Source organism: Yaniella halotolerans DSM 15476 (genome assembly GCF_000420805.1).
GTDB classification, from domain to species: domain Bacteria; phylum Actinomycetota; class Actinomycetes; order Actinomycetales; family Micrococcaceae; genus Yaniella; species Yaniella halotolerans.
In genome coordinates this window covers 779,968-798,452 of record NZ_ATVQ01000001.1, presented here as the reverse complement: position 1 = coordinate 798,452, position 18,485 = coordinate 779,968, and the positions used below count along the sequence as shown (strand labels likewise).

At 57.1% G+C, this 18,485-nt stretch carries 16 protein-coding genes; 13 read left to right on the top strand and 3 right to left on the bottom strand.

Annotated elements, in window-relative coordinates; genetic code table 11:
• The first annotated feature begins 79 nt into the window (after positions 1–79).
• Positions 80–673, top strand: a complete 594-nt coding sequence (locus tag G583_RS0103805; protein ID WP_022869873.1) for a PadR family transcriptional regulator — start codon at positions 80–82, stop codon at positions 671–673.
• Here the strand turns inward: G583_RS0103805 and G583_RS0103800 are convergent.
• Positions 670–1,338 carry a GntR family transcriptional regulator gene (locus tag G583_RS0103800; RefSeq protein WP_022869872.1) on the bottom strand — a complete coding sequence of 223 codons (669 nt, stop codon included), beginning with the start codon at positions 1,336–1,338 and terminating at the stop codon, positions 670–672. The genes G583_RS0103805 and G583_RS0103800 overlap by 4 nt on opposite strands.
• Positions 1,339–1,485: 147 nt before the next feature.
• On the opposite strand from G583_RS0103800, the gene G583_RS0103795 reads away from it, so the two are divergent.
• The 6 genes from G583_RS0103795 (at position 1,486) to G583_RS0103770 (ending at position 9,540) form a co-directional block, all read left to right on the top strand.
• A complete protein-coding gene (locus G583_RS0103795) occupies positions 1,486–2,634 on the top strand; it encodes a 4-oxalomesaconate tautomerase (protein WP_022869871.1) in 1,149 nt (382 codons plus the stop codon).
• 28 nt (positions 2,635–2,662) lie between these two features.
• Complete coding sequence (locus G583_RS0103790) at positions 2,663–3,685, top strand: amidohydrolase family protein (protein ID WP_022869870.1); 1,023 nt, start codon at positions 2,663–2,665, stop codon at positions 3,683–3,685.
• Positions 3,686–3,702: 17 nt separating this feature from the next.
• On the top strand, positions 3,703–4,386 hold the full coding sequence (gene ligK, locus G583_RS0103785; RefSeq protein ID WP_022869869.1) for a 4-carboxy-4-hydroxy-2-oxoadipate aldolase/oxaloacetate decarboxylase: 684 nt from the start codon (positions 3,703–3,705) through the stop codon (positions 4,384–4,386).
• Positions 4,387–4,395: 9 nt separating this feature from the next.
• On the top strand, positions 4,396–5,397 hold the full coding sequence (locus G583_RS0103780; protein WP_022869868.1) for a VOC family protein: 1,002 nt from the start codon (positions 4,396–4,398) through the stop codon (positions 5,395–5,397).
• Between the two features lie 82 nt (positions 5,398–5,479).
• The gene (locus G583_RS14135) at positions 5,480–7,849 is read left to right on the top strand and encodes an FdhF/YdeP family oxidoreductase (RefSeq protein WP_022869867.1); all 2,370 of its coding nucleotides are present in this window, start codon (positions 5,480–5,482) and stop codon (positions 7,847–7,849) included.
• A 128-nt stretch (positions 7,850–7,977) separates the two neighbouring features.
• Positions 7,978–9,540: an acyl-CoA synthetase gene (locus tag G583_RS0103770; RefSeq protein ID WP_022869866.1), complete on the top strand. Its 1,563-nt coding sequence runs from the start codon at positions 7,978–7,980 to the stop codon at positions 9,538–9,540.
• 57 nt (positions 9,541–9,597) lie between these two features.
• On the opposite strand, the gene G583_RS0103765 is transcribed toward G583_RS0103770, so the two are convergent.
• A complete protein-coding gene (locus tag G583_RS0103765) occupies positions 9,598–10,092 on the bottom strand; it encodes a MarR family winged helix-turn-helix transcriptional regulator (RefSeq protein ID WP_245540569.1) in 495 nt (164 codons plus the stop codon).
• Between the two features lie 99 nt (positions 10,093–10,191).
• Between G583_RS0103765 and G583_RS0103760 the strand changes: the two genes are divergently transcribed.
• The 6 genes from G583_RS0103760 (at position 10,192) to G583_RS0103735 (ending at position 16,891) form a co-directional block, all read left to right on the top strand.
• Positions 10,192–11,115: an SDR family NAD(P)-dependent oxidoreductase gene (locus G583_RS0103760; protein ID WP_022869864.1), complete on the top strand. Its 924-nt coding sequence runs from the start codon at positions 10,192–10,194 to the stop codon at positions 11,113–11,115.
• Between the two features lie 9 nt (positions 11,116–11,124).
• On the top strand, positions 11,125–12,027 hold the full coding sequence (locus G583_RS0103755; RefSeq protein ID WP_022869863.1) for an amidohydrolase family protein: 903 nt from the start codon (positions 11,125–11,127) through the stop codon (positions 12,025–12,027).
• Positions 12,024–13,202 carry an acyl-CoA dehydrogenase family protein gene (locus G583_RS0103750; protein WP_022869862.1) on the top strand — a complete coding sequence of 393 codons (1,179 nt, stop codon included), beginning with the start codon at positions 12,024–12,026 and terminating at the stop codon, positions 13,200–13,202. The genes G583_RS0103755 and G583_RS0103750 overlap by 4 nt, the downstream gene beginning before the upstream one ends.
• Positions 13,203–13,231: 29 nt before the next feature.
• Complete coding sequence (locus G583_RS0103745; protein WP_022869861.1) at positions 13,232–13,702, top strand: MaoC family dehydratase; 471 nt, start codon at positions 13,232–13,234, stop codon at positions 13,700–13,702.
• Positions 13,703–13,961: 259 nt separating this feature from the next.
• Positions 13,962–14,936: an ABC transporter substrate-binding protein gene (locus G583_RS0103740; RefSeq protein ID WP_022869860.1), complete on the top strand. Its 975-nt coding sequence runs from the start codon at positions 13,962–13,964 to the stop codon at positions 14,934–14,936.
• Positions 14,937–15,229: 293 nt separating this feature from the next.
• Complete coding sequence (locus G583_RS0103735; protein WP_022869859.1) at positions 15,230–16,891, top strand: serine hydrolase; 1,662 nt, start codon at positions 15,230–15,232, stop codon at positions 16,889–16,891.
• Between the two features lie 65 nt (positions 16,892–16,956).
• Here G583_RS0103735 and G583_RS0103730 read toward each other — a convergent pair whose 3' ends face one another.
• Positions 16,957–18,414: an aldehyde dehydrogenase family protein gene (locus G583_RS0103730; RefSeq protein ID WP_022869858.1), complete on the bottom strand. Its 1,458-nt coding sequence runs from the start codon at positions 18,412–18,414 to the stop codon at positions 16,957–16,959.
• Between the last annotated feature and the right edge of the window lie 71 nt (positions 18,415–18,485).

Genomic DNA, 18,485 nt, shown 5'->3' with positions numbered 1-18,485 from the left:
CTGCTGAGCGGCAATGAATCGCGGATTCTGCACACTGATAACTGATCCAAACGAGAGTTTCTACTACACTACGGTCACCATGAGTCTACGATCTGCACTGCTTACCTTGTTGTCCTCCGGCCCCAGCACCGGCTATGACATCGCCAAAAATTTCCACTCATCGGTGGGGTTTTTGTGGCACGCACCGGATTCGCAAATTTATCCCGAGCTCAAGAAGATGCAAGCCGAACAGCTGCTCACCGGTTACCCGGTGCCCTGGGGTTCAAAGGGTGCCACGAAAACCGAGTATGCGATTACCGATGCCGGTATCGCTCATCTGCGCGAATGGTACGCCAAGCCCGTTGCATATCGTCCCGAACGCAGTGAGGTTCGACTGCGGTCAGCCTATTTCGAATTTGCAACCGACGACGAAGCCCGACGGTGCCTCCAAGACCACCTCGAACACCACCAACAGGTGGTCGACGATGTACAGTTCCAGATCGATGAACTCCACGAAGGTAGCTCAGCCATTCACCAGAGCAGGCTCGCGCAATATCCGCCAGCTGAGCACACCAAGATCACGCAGTTCAAGGTGTTCGCCTATGAAGGCATCCTGCAGCAAGCCCGGGCAGAAATCACCTGGGCCACACAGGGGCTCGAACTGCTCGACAGCTTCGAATCAACAGGCCGCTAGGCCCCCGCAGATTCCGCAATCGCTTCGGTGACCGACGCTAAGTGCTCGCCCATCGCCCGACCGGCAGCATCAGGATCGCGTGCACAAATGGCCTCGATAATCATCATGTGCTGCGGCAATGAAACCCGTGGTCGGTCCGGTTGGGTTGCCAACTGGAAGTGGTAACGAATGGCTTGGCCGCGAAGCCTCGTAATCGTCTCGGCCGCGGTCTGCTGGTCGGCAAGCTCTATGACGCGACTGTGCAGGGCACGGTTGAGTTGCGAGTACTCTTGACGCTCGCCCCGATTCACCGCCAGCTGCATCTGCCGACCGATATCCCGCAGCTCGTCGGCTTGGGCTTCGGTAATGTTCTCGGCGGCCTTCCGCGCACACAACGACTCCACTGCAGCACGAACTTCGGTAATTTCGATGGCTTCCTGCAGCGACACTTTGCGAACCCGTGCACCACGATTCGGGATCCGCTCAACCAGTCCCTCGGTGATCAGCTCGTTTAACGCCAGACGTACTTCGCCCCGCGAAGCTCCGTGCGCTTCGGCCACATCGGCTTCGACTAGGCGCTGATGTGGCACCAGGTGTCCCGCAACAATGTCTTGACGTAGTCGATGCGTCAGTGAGAGTTCGTGTCGGGCATCAGCCGACTGCGTGGCTGTCGAGGTGCTGGCCATATCGGAGGCCTCCAATACTTACGTGAAAGCTGTATTGCCTCCATAGTAGCGACCCTACGAAGTATCAGGGGTATTTAGTAAACAATATTGTAAACAATCCCGCGAATGGTTAGTCTGGTGTGAGCGTACCCACAACAAAGGATAGTCATGCCAACCAGTCGTGCGCGCCGGAACGGTGATCAAACGGCGCTCCCGTTCGCCCTCATGCGCGGCGGTACCTCGCGTGGACCTTTCTTTCTAGCCGCTGATTTGCCCGATGACGAGCACATGCGCGATCAGGTCCTGCTGTCCGTCATGGGCAGTCCGCATCCACTGCAGGTCGACGGTATCGGGGGCGGCCATCCGCTGACGTCCAAAGCCGCAATTGTGGGGCCATCGGAAGCGGATGACGTCGATCTTGACTTCACTTTCGCGCAACTGCAGCCCGATGCGGCAACAGTACAAACCACCCAGAACTGTGGCAATATGCTCGGGGCCGTGGTCCCATTTGCCGTTGAAGCCGGGCTCATCGAACCGACCGATGACATCACCGACGTCGTCGTGCGCACCACGAACACCGGTTTGGTCTCGCACATCAGCATTCACACGCCACAGATGGATGGTCAGCGCATCGTGCAGTACAGTGGCGGGACAGAAATCGCAGGCGTGCCCGGGGCTGCGTCGCCGGTGAATATTCGGTTCCTCAATACCGCAGGATCCATCGCCGACGCTCTGCTTCCGACCGGCAATGTCACCGATGTTGTCACGGCAAATGGTGCCGAGTACACGGTGACGCTGATCGATAATGGCCAGCCGTTGGTATTGATCAAAGCTGAGGATCTTGGCGTGACCGGTTACGAATCGGTTGCCGAGCTCAGCGACAATCACGAACTCCAGGCGCGCGTCGAAGAGCTCCGTCTGACCGCGGCAGCAGTGATGGGCCTGGGCGATGTGACCGATGCGTCGTATCCCAAAATGACACTCGTGGCACCACCGGTAGCCGGCGGCGCTATTAGCACCCGCAGTTTCATCCCGCACAGGGTGCACGAGTCGATCGGCGTGCTCGCAGCGGTCACCGTGGCCACTGCACTGGTGATGGACGGTTCGGTCGCGGCCTCGGTTGGTGCAGCGAGCAGCGGCAGTCAACAGACGGTACCGATCGAACACCCCACCGGTATCTTTAGAGCACTCGTGGACTTGAGCGACGACGGCGCAGTCGTGGCCTCGGGCAATACGCGCACCGCCAGGCTCATCTCACGCGGTGAACTCTACGTGCCACGCAATGTGTGGGACCCCGGACATCGTCCCACAGGTTAGAACAATTCGGCAGAGCAAAGGAAACGCAGTGATCATTGACATTCACGGGCACTACACGACGGCGCCGGAGCCGCTTGGTGCCTGGCGAAAACAACAACTGGCAGCGCTGGACGGAGGCATGCCGCCATCCGGTGACGGGCCGGTCATCACGGATGACCAAATTCGCGAGTCGATCGAGCCCAATCAGCTGCGCTTGATGAATGAACGGGGCATCGACGTTCAGGTCTTCTCACCGCGTGCCTCCTTTATGGCCCATCATGCCGGAGATTTCGAAACTTCGTCCGACTGGTCGAGGCACTGCAACGACCTGATCGGCCGGGTGTGTGAACTCTATCCACAACGTTTCGTACCCTCTGCGATGCTGCCACAATCACCGGGTGTCGAGACGGCAACCGTCATTGAGGAACTCGAGCGCTGCGTGGCCGAACACGACGTCGTTGCTGTGAACCTGAACCCGGACCCGTCAGGTGGGCACTGGACCTCACCACCGCTGACCGATGAATACTGGTTCCCGGTGTATGAAAAGCTCATCGAACACGAGCTGCCCGCGATGGTGCACGTGTCCACCTCGATCAACCCGGCGTTCCACACGACCGGCGCCCACTACCTCAACGCCGACACGACCGCCGTCATGCAATTACTCGAAGGCGACCTGTTTGCAACGTTCCCAGAACTCAAGCTCATTATCCCCCACGGCGGGGGAGCGGCACCGTATCACTGGGGCAGATTCCGGGGGCTGGCGATGATGCTGGACAAACCTGAGCTAGAGGATCATCTGCTGAACAACGTCTATTTCGACACCTGCGTCTACCACCAACCTGGCATTGACACGCTGCTGGAAGTCATCCCGCACGACAACATCATGTTCGCCTCCGAAATGATCGGAGCCGTTCGAACCGAAGACCCCAACACCGGCCACTTCTTCGATGACACCGTGCGTTACATCAACAACGCAGACCTCACTGCGGCCGATCGGCACAATATTTTCGAAGCCACCGCACGCAGAATCCATCCGCGCCTGGATCGCCGCCTGACGGCACAGGGTCGCTAAGAGGAAGGGGAATCACCATGTATGAACTCGGTGTCGTCAACACGACGATCCAGCGTCCGGACCCCGAAGATGTCGCAGCGCTGAGCGACTACGGTACCGCTACCGTTCACGAAGCCATGGGCCGCATCGGGTTAATGCGCCCCTATATGCGTCCCGTCTACGACGGCGCCAAGCTCTGCGGCCCGGCCGTCACCGTCCTGTTGCAACCCGGTGACAACTGGATGCTGCACGTTGCCGCCGAGCAAATCCAGGACGGCGATGTCGTCGTCGCCGGATGTGCCGCACCATCCCATGCCGGATTCTTCGGTGACCTCTTGGCCACATCCTTTCGCGCACGTGGCAGCGTGGGACTCGTAATTGACGGCGGTGTGAGAGATATTGCCGACCTGGAAGCAATGGATTTTCCCGTCTTTGCTGCCGCGATCCACGCTCGTGGCACAGTCAAGGCAACCCTCGGGTCGGTCAACATCCCGGTCACCGTGGCCAACGCCCATGTCAACCCCGGTGACGTGGTGGTCGGGGACGCCGACGGCGTTGTCGTCGTACCGGCAGATCGAGTGGCCGAGGTGGTCGCGGCGTCGCGAGCGCGAGAAGCTAAAGAAGCGACGGTTCGTGCACGCCTGGCCGCCGGTGAACTCGGGCTAGACGTTTACAACATGCGCGAAAAACTTGAGGCCGCCGGCCTGCACTACAACGACTAAGGAAGCATCATGGCTGAACGAGAAAACTTTGACCTGGCGCATATCAGCGCCGTAGAAATCCTGACCCCGACCTTTGACGAGAGCCTGCGGTTCTTCAACGAAATGCTGGCCATGCGCGAAGTCGAACGCCTCGGCAACTCCGCGTATCTACGCTGCTGGGACGAATATGAAACCTATTCGATCAAACTCACCGCTTCTGAAACCAACGGTGTTGGCCGCACCATGTTGCGAGCTACTAGCGCCGAGGCGCTCGAACGCCGGGTCGCCGCGATCGAGGCCACCGGTTTAGGCAGGGGCTGGCGTGAACCTGAAGTCGGCATCGGCGCCTACTACGAATTCGAAGACCCGGACGGTCACGAATTCGGTATCTACTATGACACCACGCTCTATATTGCCGACGACGAGGACCGGCCCGCACTGAAAAACCAGGCTTCCCGCTTCCCGGGCCGCGGGGTCAACGCCCGCCGCCTCGACCACATCAACTACCTGGCCGCAGATGTGAATGCCGCGGGTGACTTCTGGGGCACCGTGATGAAGGCGCGCGAAACCGAACAGGTCGAACTCGACGCAGGCGGCTTCGCGGCACGCTGGTTCCGATTCGCCCAAAAATCCTACGACGTCGTCTATTCCGACGACTGGACCGGTGAACGGGGGCGTTTTCACCATCTGGCGTTTGCCACGGATACTCGCGAGGATATTCTCAAAGCGGCAGACTACTTTTTGGAAGAAGGCGTCTATATCGAATACGGGCCCTATAAGCATGCGATCAACCAAACCTTCTTCCTTTATGTCTGGGAGCCGGGCGGAAACCGTATTGAATTCGCTAACGCCGGCGCACGGTTGATCATGAATCCTGACCAGCCAGTCGTCACGTGGTCGGAAGCTGAACGCGCCAAAGGCCAGGCGTGGGGTATGAAAACTGTGCCGACGTTCCACACCCACGGCACACCCTATGTTGAGAATCAGGAACAGATTGACCGCGATGCGCTGGCCGGGATCCGTCATTCCTAACACCGCATACGGTGACTTGAATAACAGATGTTGCTAAGCTGCAAAAGATTGCGCGATGCACTACGAAGCGAAGGATAGCAGCATGTCAGATGTACGAGGACACCGGGCCGAGTTCGACGATATAGACGAAGCCAACCTGAAAGTTTCCGAACCGAAACAAGCAGCGGCCGGACTCAAGGGAGTCACCGTCTCATTCGAGCGTGGCCTCAAACAGGGCGGGATATCCCGTACGGTGCGCTCGATGTACCGGGTCAATCAGCCCGACGGTATTGACTGCCCCGGTTGTGCCTGGCCAGAGTCGATCACCGGGGACCGCAAGAAGATCGAGTTCTGCGAAAACGGTGCGAAAGCACTTGCCGAAGAGAACACGACCCGTGTGGCAACACCGCAGTGGTGGGCCGATCACTCGATCGCCGACCTCGAACAAAAAACTGAATACTGGTTGGGCCAATCGGGCAGGATCACCCATCCGATGGTCATTCGTGAAGGCGAAACGCACTACAGCCCTATCAGCTGGATGGAAGCGTTCGACGTCATTGCCGAGCACGTCAATGCCACCACCCCGGATCGCTGCACCTTCTACACATCGGGTCGTACACCCAATGAGACAGCATTCATGTATCAGCTCCTCGCGCGCAGCCTGGGCACCAATAACCTGCCGGATTGTTCGAACATGTGTCATGAGTCCTCCGGTACGGCACTGACTCCGACCATCGGCATCGGCAAAGGGACCGTCTCGTTGGAAGACATCGAACAGGCCGAACTCGTATTCGTGGTCGGACAAAACCCGGGAACCAACCACCCGCGTATGCTCGGCTCGCTGACCGCCTGCCGCAAAAATGGTGGCAAAGTCGTAGCGGTGAATCCCCTGCCCGAAGCCGGACTGTTGCGTTTCAAAGACCCACAGACCCCTCGAGGCGTCGTCGGTAACGGCGATCAGGTGAGCGACGAATTCTTACAGATTAAAATCGGAGGCGACCAGGCGCTTTTCCAAGCGCTGGGGCACATCCTGCTTCGCAAGGAAGCTGAGCACCCCGGGACCATCGTGGATCGCGAGTTCATTGACTCGGTTACCGAAGGATTTGATGACTACGCCGCCGCGCGTGCAGATCTTGACTGGCCAACCATTGAGGTAGCCACCGGGCTGACCCGCGATGAGATCGAGCACATCGGCGATTTGCTGGCCGAGTCTAAAGCCACGATTGTTTGCTGGGCCTTGGGTATCACCCAGCAGCCACATTCGGTGGACACGATTAAAGAAATTGTCAACATGCTGCTGGTGCAGGGGAACTTCGGCAAACCCGGGGCTGGTGCGTGCCCGGTTCGTGGCCACTCCAACGTCCAGGGTGACCGGACATTTGGGATCTGGGAGAAACCCGGTGAACCGTTTCTGCAGCGCCTCGATGCTGAATTCGGTATGACGGCACCTCGGCAGCACGGCTATGATTCGACCGAAGCTATGCGTGCCATGGCCCGTGATGAGGTCGACGTTTTCGTGTCCCTCGGTGGCAACCTGGCGCTAGCCAACTCCGATACCGCGTTGATGGAAGACGGTCTCAAACGTACCGGCCTGACCGTCCACATCTCGACAAAGCCTAACCGCTCACACGTGGTGCACGGGAGGACTTCACTGATCCTGCCAACACTGGGCCGCAGTGACCTCGACGATAAACATCCCGGTGGCGCCCAGTTCCTCTCGGTGGAGAACTCCATGTCGGTGATCAGTAAAACTCAGGGCAGACTGGAACCAGTCTCGGATCACCTGCTCGGCGAGCCCGTCATTTTGGCTCGGATGGCCGAGGCGATTTTCGGACCCGACCACCACGTCGATTGGAAAGCCATGGCGGATGACTACGACGTCATCCGGGACCATTGCTCCCGGGTCATTCCAGGAACTGAGAACTTCAATGAGCGGGTACGGACCAAGTACGGGTTTGTGCTGCCGAATCCGCCGCGAGACCGCCGTGAGTTTGCAACGCCCCAGGGTAAAGCGCAATTCACCGTGCGGGAGCTGGAATACTTGGCACCGCCTGAAGGGTACCTGGTGTTGCAGACCATGCGTTCTCACGATCAGTACAACACCACGTTCTACGGCCTGGATGATCGCTACCGGGGTATCTCAGGTGGACGTCGCGTGATTCTGATCCACCCTGATGATCTAGCAGCGACCGGTTTCCAAGATCGGGACCTCGTGGACGTCTTCTCCATGTATCAGGGAGAAGAGCGTCGAGCCGATGCCTTCCGGCTGGTGTCCTATCCGACCACCCGAGGCTGCGTTGCCGCATATTTCCCAGAAGCCAACGCCTTGGTGCACCAGGGACTGGTCGTTCGTGAATCCAATACTCCAGGATTCAAAGCCATGATGGTTCGCTTTGAACCCAGTCCTCAAGACAACGGTGAAAGTGCTGATGCGAGCTCGGAGGTTGAGCCGGCTGACGTCAGCGCATCGTAGAGCCCCGGGAGCCTGAAATATCGCAGCAACGATTGCATAAGTAATGCAATCGTTGCGAATAACAATCATTTGATGCAAAATGTAATCAGTATGATGGTTATCACAAGAATTTCCAGGCAAGGAGTGGCATGACGAATCACGGTATAGGCGATTGGATTCATCGACGCAGGATCAAGTCGGCAGGTCGCATGGCGGTCACTGCCGGCGACTTGAATCTGACCTATGAACAGTTTGATCAGCGTATTAATCAGTTGGCAAACGCACTGACGGATCGTGGGGTCAAGCAGGGCGACCGAGTTGCCTACCTCGGTGAGAACTCAGTGGAGTTCCTCGAAACCCTGTTCGCACTGGGGAGCATCGGCGCGGTATTCGTGCCGCTCAATACTCGCCTGGCGGGACCAGAAGTGACGTTCCACTTGGAGGACGCCGGAGCGCAAATGCTCATCGCCTCGATAACCATGGAACCGCTAGCTGTAGCGGGCGTGGAAAATACCGAGGTGGAGCGCGTAATCTTCGTTGACGATGGCGCCCGCGTTCCAGCCGAAGAAGGTCGCTTGACCCTGCCATCCGAGCATTACTCCGAGGTGTTGGCCGACGCCAGTCCGGAGCGTCCACGCACCAACGTAGACCTCGATGATCTCGCCATTATTCTCTACACCTCGGGAACCACTGGCAATCCAAAGGGTGCGATGTTGACCCACGGCAATTTGACTTGGAATGCCATCAACGTTATTTCTGATATGAACATCAGCAGCGACGAGGTCTCGCTAATGATCTCGCCGATGTTCCACGTCGCGGCACTTGGCATGGGCGTACTGCCAACCTTCATTAAAGGCGGACATCTCATCCTTGAGCCGCGCTTCCATCCTGGTCGAGCGCTGGAGCTCATTGAGCAGCACAAGGCGACCTTCATTTCCGGGGTGCCCACCACGTATCAACTCCTGGCGGAGGGCCCAGCATGGGAGCAGACAGACATTTCCTCCCTGAACAGCCTGACCTGCGGTGGTTCGGCTGTGCCGCTGCGCATCCTGGAGGCGTATGAGGATCGCGGCCTCAGCTTCACTATGGGGTATGGCATGACGGAAACATCGCCTGGAGCCACCACACTGCCTGGGCGCTACTCACGCGAAAAGATGGGCTCGGCTGGTCTGCCACAAATGCACACGCTCGTTCGTGTTGCTGATCTCGACGGCAAAGAACTGTCAGCCCACGAAGTTGGCGAAGTCCAAATTCAGGGCCCCAACGTCATTTCGGGTTACTGGAATCGACCAGAAGCGAATGAATCGTCCTTTATCACCGATGACGGCGGCACCTGGTTCCGCAGTGGTGACATGGGCTACATGGACGACGACGGCTTCCTGTTTATCTCCGACCGCATGAAAGACATGATTATCTCTGGCGGGGAGAACATCTACCCGGCGCAGATCGAACAAGAGTTGTCGCAGATGGATGCCATCGCCTTCGTCGCGGTCTTCGGGGTATCGGATGAAAAATGGGGCGAAGTGCCACGTGCAGCTATCGTGGTCCGCGAAGGCCACGAGCTGACCGAGGCGGACGTGCTGTCCTATCTCGATGGGAAACTCGCGCGCTACAAGATTCCGAAATCCGTGGTCTTTGTCGACGACCTGCCACGAACGGCCTCGGGCAAGGTTCGCAAGCCACAACTGCGTGAGCTGTACGGGAACGCTTAATAAAAAATCGGGACACAGCGTGCACTGTGTCCCGATGCCCGTAGGGCGTGGAAACGTTTAGAGCGTGGCTTTGGTCAACAGTTCACGCAGCTGATCGCGTTCTGTCTCAGTGAGTTTCGACAGCACGTGATCTTCAGCAGTAATCGTAATGGTGCGGGCCCTGCGGTAGAGCTTCTCTCCGTCTTCGGTGGCCACGATATTCTTCGAGCGTCGATCCCGACGATCGGTCTCGCGCTTGACTAGACCGCGGTCTTCGAGCGTATCGACGAGGGCAACGATTTGAGAAGGATCCAGGGCGACAAATGCTGACATTTCGCGCTGGGTTGGTTTCAGTTCAGAAGCAGCCAGGGCAAGAACTGAGAACTGTCGAACATTGAGGTCGAGTTCCTCGAGTAGCTTGTTGGCGTGATTATTGCCCTTCGCAGCGAGTCTGGCAGTGAGGAATTGGATTTCTTGGACCAGCTCGGTGTCGCGCAGCGGCGAAGGGTCGAGCTCATTGGCAGTCAGCAGTTCGGCGTTCATATGAAACATCTTTCCATCAATTATTGACATCCACAAAATTATCGGTTGGTATAGACAATAAGTGTTATTTACAATTATTTCTATATCCAACGAGCAGTTGAATGTAGCAACAAGGGATAGAGGTCAAACATGACACTGAATGGCAAAGTAGCAATCGTTACCGGATCGGGCGCTGGCCTGGGTCTAGCTTACGCGCAAGAACTGGCCCGTCAGGGCGCCAAAGTCGTGATCAACGATGTCAACGAAGAAGTCACGAACCAGGCCGTTGAATCTATTACCGGCGCAGGCGGCACTGCCGTTGGCGTCACCGCGGCCGTCGGCTCGACCGAAACAGCCGAAAAGCTCGTCAACGCTGCTGTTGAAAACTTTGGCACCCTCGATATTTTGGTGAACAATGCCGGAATTCTGCGGGACCGCAGCCTGCTGAAAATGTCAGATGACGATTTCGACCAAGTGATCAACGTGCATCTGCGCGGGACCTTTACCTGCGTTCGCGCAGCCTTTGACTACTTCAAGAACAATGAAGTTAAAGGTCGCATCGTCACCATCGGTTCGCCAACCGGCCAGCGCGGCAACTTTGGTCAGACCAACTATGCCGCAGCAAAAGCCGGCATCGTCGGTATGGTGCGCACCTGGGCAATGGAAATGAAACGCGCAGGTGTAACCGTCAACGCCATTATTCCTGTGGCCGCGACTGCCATGACTGAAACCGTGCCGTTCTTCTCAGCTGCGATTGAAGCAGATAAAGCCGGCGAAGCCATGCCAGATTTCTTCCGCAAGGAGCTTGGCTTCGGTACAGCAGCCGACGTCGCCGGACTCGTTGCTTTCCTGTCATCCGACGACGCAGCCAACATCACCGGTCAGGCCATCGGCGTTGGTGGCGACCGTCTCCAGGTTTGGGGTCACCCAGAGCCAGTTGCCACCGAATACCTCGAAGGCGGATGGACCTACGAAGCACTGCAGAACAAGGGCCGCTCGATCGTTGAAGGCAACCTGCAAGAAGTCGGCGAAAAAATGCCAGAACTTCCGGCAGACCTGCAGCCAAAGGCCTAGGTGGTATCCGTGGCAAAGTACGTATCAAATATTGATGTCTCCGCGATCTCCGCGGTAGATGTCCACGTTCACATAGAACTGGATGAGCAGGGGCACAAACCCATGCCAGAAAAGTTCTACGAAGCGTCGGCCAAGTACTTCAAGTCCGAAGATCGCACGCCTTCCATCGACAAGATCGCCGGTATCTACCGCGATCTGGGAATGGCAGCGGTCGTCTTTACCTTGGACGCTCGCACACAGTTTGACGGCCACATGCCAAACTCGATCGACGATCTTGTAGCTGGTGCGGCACGCAATAACGATGTGCTGCTCCCATTCGGCTCCGTTGATCCGCGAACCGGTGCGGCAGCCATTGAAGAGGCTAAACGTCAGGCAGATGAGCTCGGCGTTCAAGGGTTCAAATTCCACCCGTCGGTACAGGGCTTCAACCCGTCTGACCGCGAGTTTTACCCGCTGTGGGAAGCATTGGAAGAAATTGGTCTCCCCATCATCTCCCACACCGGACAAAACGGCATGGGCGCCGGACTGCCGGGCGGTGCCGGAATCAAACTGGGGTACTCCAATCCACTGTTGCTGGACGAAGTTGCCGCAGATTTCCCAAACCTCCAGATCATCATGGCGCACCCATCAGTACCCTGGCAAGACGAGGCCAACTCGATTGCAACCCACAAGTCGAACGTATATATCGACCTGTCAGGTTGGTCGCCCAAGTACTTCCCGGAGTCGCTGGTGCGTCAGTCGAATAACATGCTGAAGCATAAAGTGCTCTTTGGCACCGACTTCCCGCTGATCCCGCCACCAAAATGGATGGCCGCGTTTGAAGATCTGCCGATTAAAGACGAAGTTCGCCCGTTGATCCTCAAAGAAAACGCCGTGAAACTCCTTGGCCTGGACCAAGGTGATTCGGCATGAACAACGTGTCATCCTGGGATGCCTATGGTTTTTCGGACCGTTTGACGGCTGCTGAACAAACCGTGCTGGACGAGCTGCGCGCCACGCTGACCGATCAGGTTTACCCATACCTCAACGATGCGTGGCACGAAGATCGCCTGCCTGAAGAAATCATCGAGCCGCTGCAATCGTTACGCCTGATGAATCCGCCGGCGCTTCAAGAGGCCGGGGAGAGTGTTCGCGGTGTCTTTGAATCCATGCGAACCTTTGAACTGGCACGTTGCGATACCAACGTCGCCACTTTCTTCAACGCGCAAGCCGGTTTGTTTCGCACCGTTGTGAAACAGGGCGGCAGTGCAGCGCAGGTCGCAGAACTCGATCCACAAATTGTGAACTACGAGCTACTCGGCGTTTTTGCGCTCACCGAGCCAGATAACGGTTCAGATGTCGCAGGTGGCCTCCAAACATCGGCCTCACAGAATAACGACGGTTCGTGGACCATTAACGGTGCCAAGCGCTGGATTGGCGGTGCGTTCCAGGCGGATGTGCTGTGCACGTTTGCGCGCGATACCGCCGATAATCAAGTCAAAGCGTTTCTGGTGCCTCGCGATGCCCAAGGCGTTACACTGGAAAAAATCGAGCGCAAGGCATCGCTGCGGATCATGCAGAACGCGGACATCACCTACGACAATGTTCAGGTATCCGCCGACGCCCGCCTACTGAACATCAACTCGTTCCGAGATGTGGCCAAATGTCTACGGCTGTTGCGTTCGGATGTTTCCTGGATCGCAGCCGGAGCGATGGCTGGTGCTTATGAAGCAGCCGTCCGCTACACCACGAGTCGCGAACAGTTCGGTAAACCCATCGCCGGATTCCAGCTGATACAAGAAAAGCTGGCCACCATGTTGGGCAATGTCACCGCATCGGTCGCCATGGCTATGCAGCTCACCGAGCAGCAAGATGCCGGCGTCTATAAAGACGAGAACTCGGCACTGGCCAAAATGTTCACCGCAGCAAAGCTCCGCGAAACCGTTGCTTTGGCTCGTGAAGTGTGCGGTGGCAATGGCATCACCTTAGACACGGATGTTGCCCGCTTCCACGCCGATGCCGAAGCGGTGTACTCCTACGAAGGCACCCACGAAATTAACGCGCTGATTGTTGGCCGCGCCATTACCGGCCAAAGCGCGTTCGTCTAAAACCATTCAAGACAGATAAGGAAAACCCAATGACTGAAACTACTGCCCGTACCGTCGTTGAATTTGACCAAGTTGCTGACCTCGCCGGCACTGATCTGGGTGCCACCGAGTGGACGACCGTCACACAAGAGATGATCAACACCTTCGCTGACGCAACGAGCGACCACCAGTGGATCCACACTGACGTTGAACGTGCGAAAGAAGGCCCCTTCGGCGCTCCGATCGCCCACGGTTTTCTGACGCTTTCGTTGATTATCCCATTCTGGTCGGAACTCTTTGACGTCACTGGCGTCTCAACCAAGGTCAACTACGGCCTCGACAAAGTTCGCTTTACGAGCCCGGTCAAAGTTGGCTCGCGTATCCGCATGCACGCCGAAGTCACTGAAGTACAGGAAGTCAAAGGCAACGGCCTGCACCTGGTGACCAACTCGACCATCGAAATCGAAGGCGAGGAGCGCCCAGCAGTTGTAGCAACGTTCCTCTCACGCTTCTACGCATAAGACTGCTCTAGACCTACCGCATTAGGGCCTGCGGAGAGCCGTTTCCGTGCTTTCTTCGGGCCCTTTTGCTCGCCCAAATTCTGATGTGATGAACCTAACAATTTTATCGCATAAACCCTTCCAATGTGTTGGAATGTGGTCTATTGTGGATCTCAATTGATGAATATCTAGATCAAAACTCAATAACCGATCCTCTCATCTCACACTGTTTCCGATCGTGCCTATGGTGCACCTGGAAACACTCACACCAGGAGAACCAATGAAAAACAAATTGATGACGGGCTTCGCGACTGCCGCTGCATCCGCCCTCTTGCTGACTGCCTGCGGTGGTGGTGGAGGCGATGAAGCGTCCGGTGATGGCGAAGAGCTCCGCGAAGTAACCGTTGGGGTGCTGTCCATTGCTCCGAGCGTGGGCGTTGCCTACGGCATTGAAAACGGCATCTTCGAAGAACACGGTTTCGATGTGGACTATGAGGTTTCCACCGCCGGTGCCGCGATGCTACCGGCTGTGTCTGCCGGTCAGATGGACTTCGGTGTCGGTAACCCGCTGTCCGTAGTCACCGCGGTTGACCAGGGCCTGGACATGAAGATTGTGGCCGGGTACTCGAACTCGCTCGAAGAAGGTGAAGACGTCGCAGGCGTCGTCACTCGAGCAGACTCAGACATTGAAACCTGGGCAGATCTTGAGGGCAAAACCACCGCGGTCAACGCTCTGAATACCCTCGGAGATTTGACCGTGATGAACCTTGCTGAACAAGACGGTGCTGATCCGCAGGCTCTTGAATTCTCTGAAATCGCCTTCCCTGATATGCCGGCACAGCTTGAGCGCGGTAATACAGACGCGGTGTGGATTCCAGAACCATTCCTGTCTGGCCTGCTCGCCGATGAGGAAAACCAACTCGTTGGGTACTCTTTCCAGGAAAATGACCCTGGCATGGCCACTATGATTACCTTCACCTCCGGTGAACTGGCCGCCGATGATCCTGAAATGGCCGCCGACTTCGCTGACGCCATGACCGAAGCGTTGGCCGCCGCTGAAGAAGACCAAGAAGGTTCCCGCGCATTACTGGTCGACTTCCTCGAAATCTCACAAGAAGATGCGGATGCCCTCACCATGGAACGCCTTGATGGTGAGCTCGATCGTGACCAGCTCATGGACATGGTCGAACTGGCTGACCGTTATGACTTCATCGGGGATGCGCCAACCGAAGAAGATCTCTTCCTCCAGGAATAACCGGCTACTGAATAACACTCTCGAAAGCCCCGCCGACTAACGTACATGCGTTGCATCGGCGGGGCTTTCGTGTGCTCGCATGCTAAAGCAGAAATCCTTGAACAAAACCTACTGACCAGTAGCTAATCAGGGCTACCTGATATAAAGTTCTCCCTAGTGGGTTTTCAGGCCGTTTTGGGTGTACATTCAGGGACCTGAGGTAATATTTGAAAAATCAAACATAGACGCTGGTTACTTTAAAATGTCTATACTCAGCCCGGCTACGTTGTCTCAAAATCTTTTGCGTGGAGTACATGTCAGACAAGTTGTATACATTAGAGAACAGCCTTCACGAAATCATTGAGGGTTACCCCTTTTCGGTGCACTGGCAAGTACGAGATATTGCCACGGGACAATCCGTCGGTGCGGACGACCGCGATGTGCTCGCGGCATTTAGCGCCCGGAAAGTTAGCGTTCTATTAGCCTGTCTCGCCTTGGTGCAGGACGGCAAGCTTTCGCTAGATGCCGTGTATGTTATCGATGACCCGCTCAGAGACGGCGTCCAATCGGGCATTATGCGCCACCTATCCTGTGGCATTGAACTGAGCTTACGTGATCATCTCGCACAGATGATGATTACCTCCGACAACATCTGTACCCAAATAGTATTCCACGCCATCGATGAAGCCACCGGTGACGCACTGCAATGGGTCAACGACTACTGCGCGCAGGTTGGCATGCAGGACTCGCAGCACCGTGAGATCTTCCCTCGATCAGCCGAACTAGACTGGTCACACCCCATTGATTCGATGACCGTCACCTCTGCACACGACCAGGCCCTGATATTGGAGCGACTGGCACAGGGGAGCCAGGATGCCAAGCAGGCCGCTGCGCTCGGGTTGAGTGTCCAGCTTTGCGAAACAGCAATCGAGTTGTTGAGCAACCTCATGACCCCGATGCTGGGTGCCTCGCTGGACTGGGGGCACTTCGCTGAAAAGAACGGTCGCGGTATCCGAGGGCTGTCACAGATAGGACTGCTATTGGACGTGGCCGGTGCGCCGGTTGCTTCCGTGGCGGTATTTGCCGAGTCTATCCCCGTCCAGTTCGACGACGGGGCCCCTGGTCGAGTGCGCGCTCAAGAGATGTTCGTGGAGTTTGGTAAAGCAATCGAAGCGTTCTACCTCGACACCCAGCGTGTTGACGCCATGAAGCGCCAGCTCGTCGAACCTGACTACTGGGGTCAAGAGTTTGGTGAATTGCTGTATGCAGTTGAAGGCGGCCGCGCCGTTCACGAAGATATGGTCTTCACCTTCTCCGGTATCGGCAAATTGTTCTTTGCTTGCACCCTGGCAGAGCTCGAAGACACCACGCCGGGCCTGTTCGAGGCCAGCATCGACATTACGGACCACCACCGCTCGCATGCCTATACAGGTTCACTGCGGCACCTGAACGGTTCCGTTCGCGTCTCCGTCGATGACGCCATGCATCTGGTGATCGGTAGTGGAGATGGTGCGGCAACCATGGCTCTACTTGAGCATTTCAAAGCACTCGGCGTCGACTTGGTTGAACACGGTCGCCGGTATGTCGCCAACCTCAAGAACACAACCATCACCGGTGTTGAAGAACGCTCCAGTGGTGAAGGGTTCACCGGCACCACCACCGCTGCAGATTTGCTAGCCGTCTTGCGCCAGGTACTCGAGGATGACGGACGCGTGAAGCAGTGGATGTCAGCGGTCTTTGAGCCAGATGGCCTCGCCAATGCGTTGCCAGGCTATGGGCCGCACACCGTGAAACACTGGACCGTCTCGGGCTGGGGACGAGTACGAGACTATGACGAGTATCAAGGACGCAGCTCGGTGCTCATCGTTGAGTGTCCACAGGGTCTGGTCGGTATAGCGGCACACGCTCCGATCGGCACACAGGATGTGTCGGCGAAGTTTGGCAGTCTTGGGCTAGCCGCCTACGTTAAAGACTAGAGATCACGTTGTAGCCCGGGCCAGTTGAACTCGCTCGGGCTACAACTTTGACTTTTTGCGTGGGTTTAGAAGGGGTACGGGGCGATCTCTGGTCGCATGGTCAGCCACTGCACCTCGGTGAAGGCCTCGATGTTCGTGGTGTAGCCACCGATACGCGAACCGTTCCCGGAATTGCCGAAGCCACCAAACGGGGCGTTGGATTCATCGGACACCGTCTGCTCGTTGATGTGAACCTTGCCAGAGCGCACCATGTCAGCCAATTTCATGGCCTCACCGACATTGCCGAGCAACCCAACTGACAGGCCGTATTCGGAAGCGTTGATAATCTCTGCGGCTTCCTCGATGGTCGAGAAGGTCCGAACCGGGGCTACCGGGCCAAAGATCTCCTGGCTCCACGCCGGACTCTCATCGGTCAGATCGGTAATGACGGTCGGGGAGTAGAACAGCTTGTCATAGCTACCGCCCGCAACGACCTTGGCCCCACCATCCTTGGACTGCTGCACAATGCGGTCGATATTATCGCGCTGGCCCTCATCGATCACCGGACCGATCGCGATATTCTCTTCGGTGGGATCGCCCAGTGGGAGCTGCTCAGCCTTCTGCTGCAGCGCTGCGACATATTCTTCGGCAATCGACTCGTGCACCAGGTGCCGTCCGGTGGTCATACATACCTGACCCTGGTGGAGGAACGAACCGAATGCGCCGGCCGATGCAGCCTTCGCGACGTCGGCGCCGGGCAAGACAACGGTTGCGTTATTGCCACCCAGTTCCAGGTGTACGCGTTTGAGGTTGCGGCCGGCAGCCTCGCCAACCTTGCGGCCAGCGGCGGTGGATCCGGTGAAGGAGACGACTTCAATTTCCGGGGCTTCGGTCAAGGCAGCGCCAGCTTCAGCGCCACCGGGCACCATCTGGAAGACACCTTCGGGTAGGCCTGCTTCCTCCAGGGCGCGAGCGATCATGACACCGCCGGAGACCGGGGTGCGTGGATCTGGTTTCAGCACCACCGCATTACCCAATGCCAGGGCGGGCACGACGGAGCGGATCGACAGGATCAGCGGGAAGTTAAACGGCGAAATCACTCCGACAACACCCACCGGCAGACGTCGAGCGAAGGACCAGTGATCCTCATCGGAAGTCAGCACGTCGCCCATCGAGTGGTGGGGGAGCGCCGAAGCGTCGTAGCATTCGTTTGCGGCAACCGTGATTTCCAAGCCAGCTTTGGCCGGAATGGCGCCGGTTTCCCGCTGAATCCAGTCGGTAAGTTCTGCAGCATGATCTTCAAATATTTGACCGGCGCGACGCATAACAGCGGCCCGTTCAGCTGGTTTCGTTGCAGCCCAAGCCTTCTGCGCCTCCGCAGCTTTTTGAGCGGCTTCGTGAATGTCGTCGGCACTTGCTAACCCGGCGCGTTCCAGGACGTTGCCGGTGGCTGGTTCCAGGATATCGGTTGGTTCAGCTGAGCCAGCACGCCAGCCGTTGAGGAAAATCTTTTCGGACCATATAGCGGAATCTAAGAGCGCCATGCGGCCTCCTTTGCAGATAGAACATTCTGAGCGTCAATGCGGAAAACTTTGCGGCACAATCGTGTGCCAAA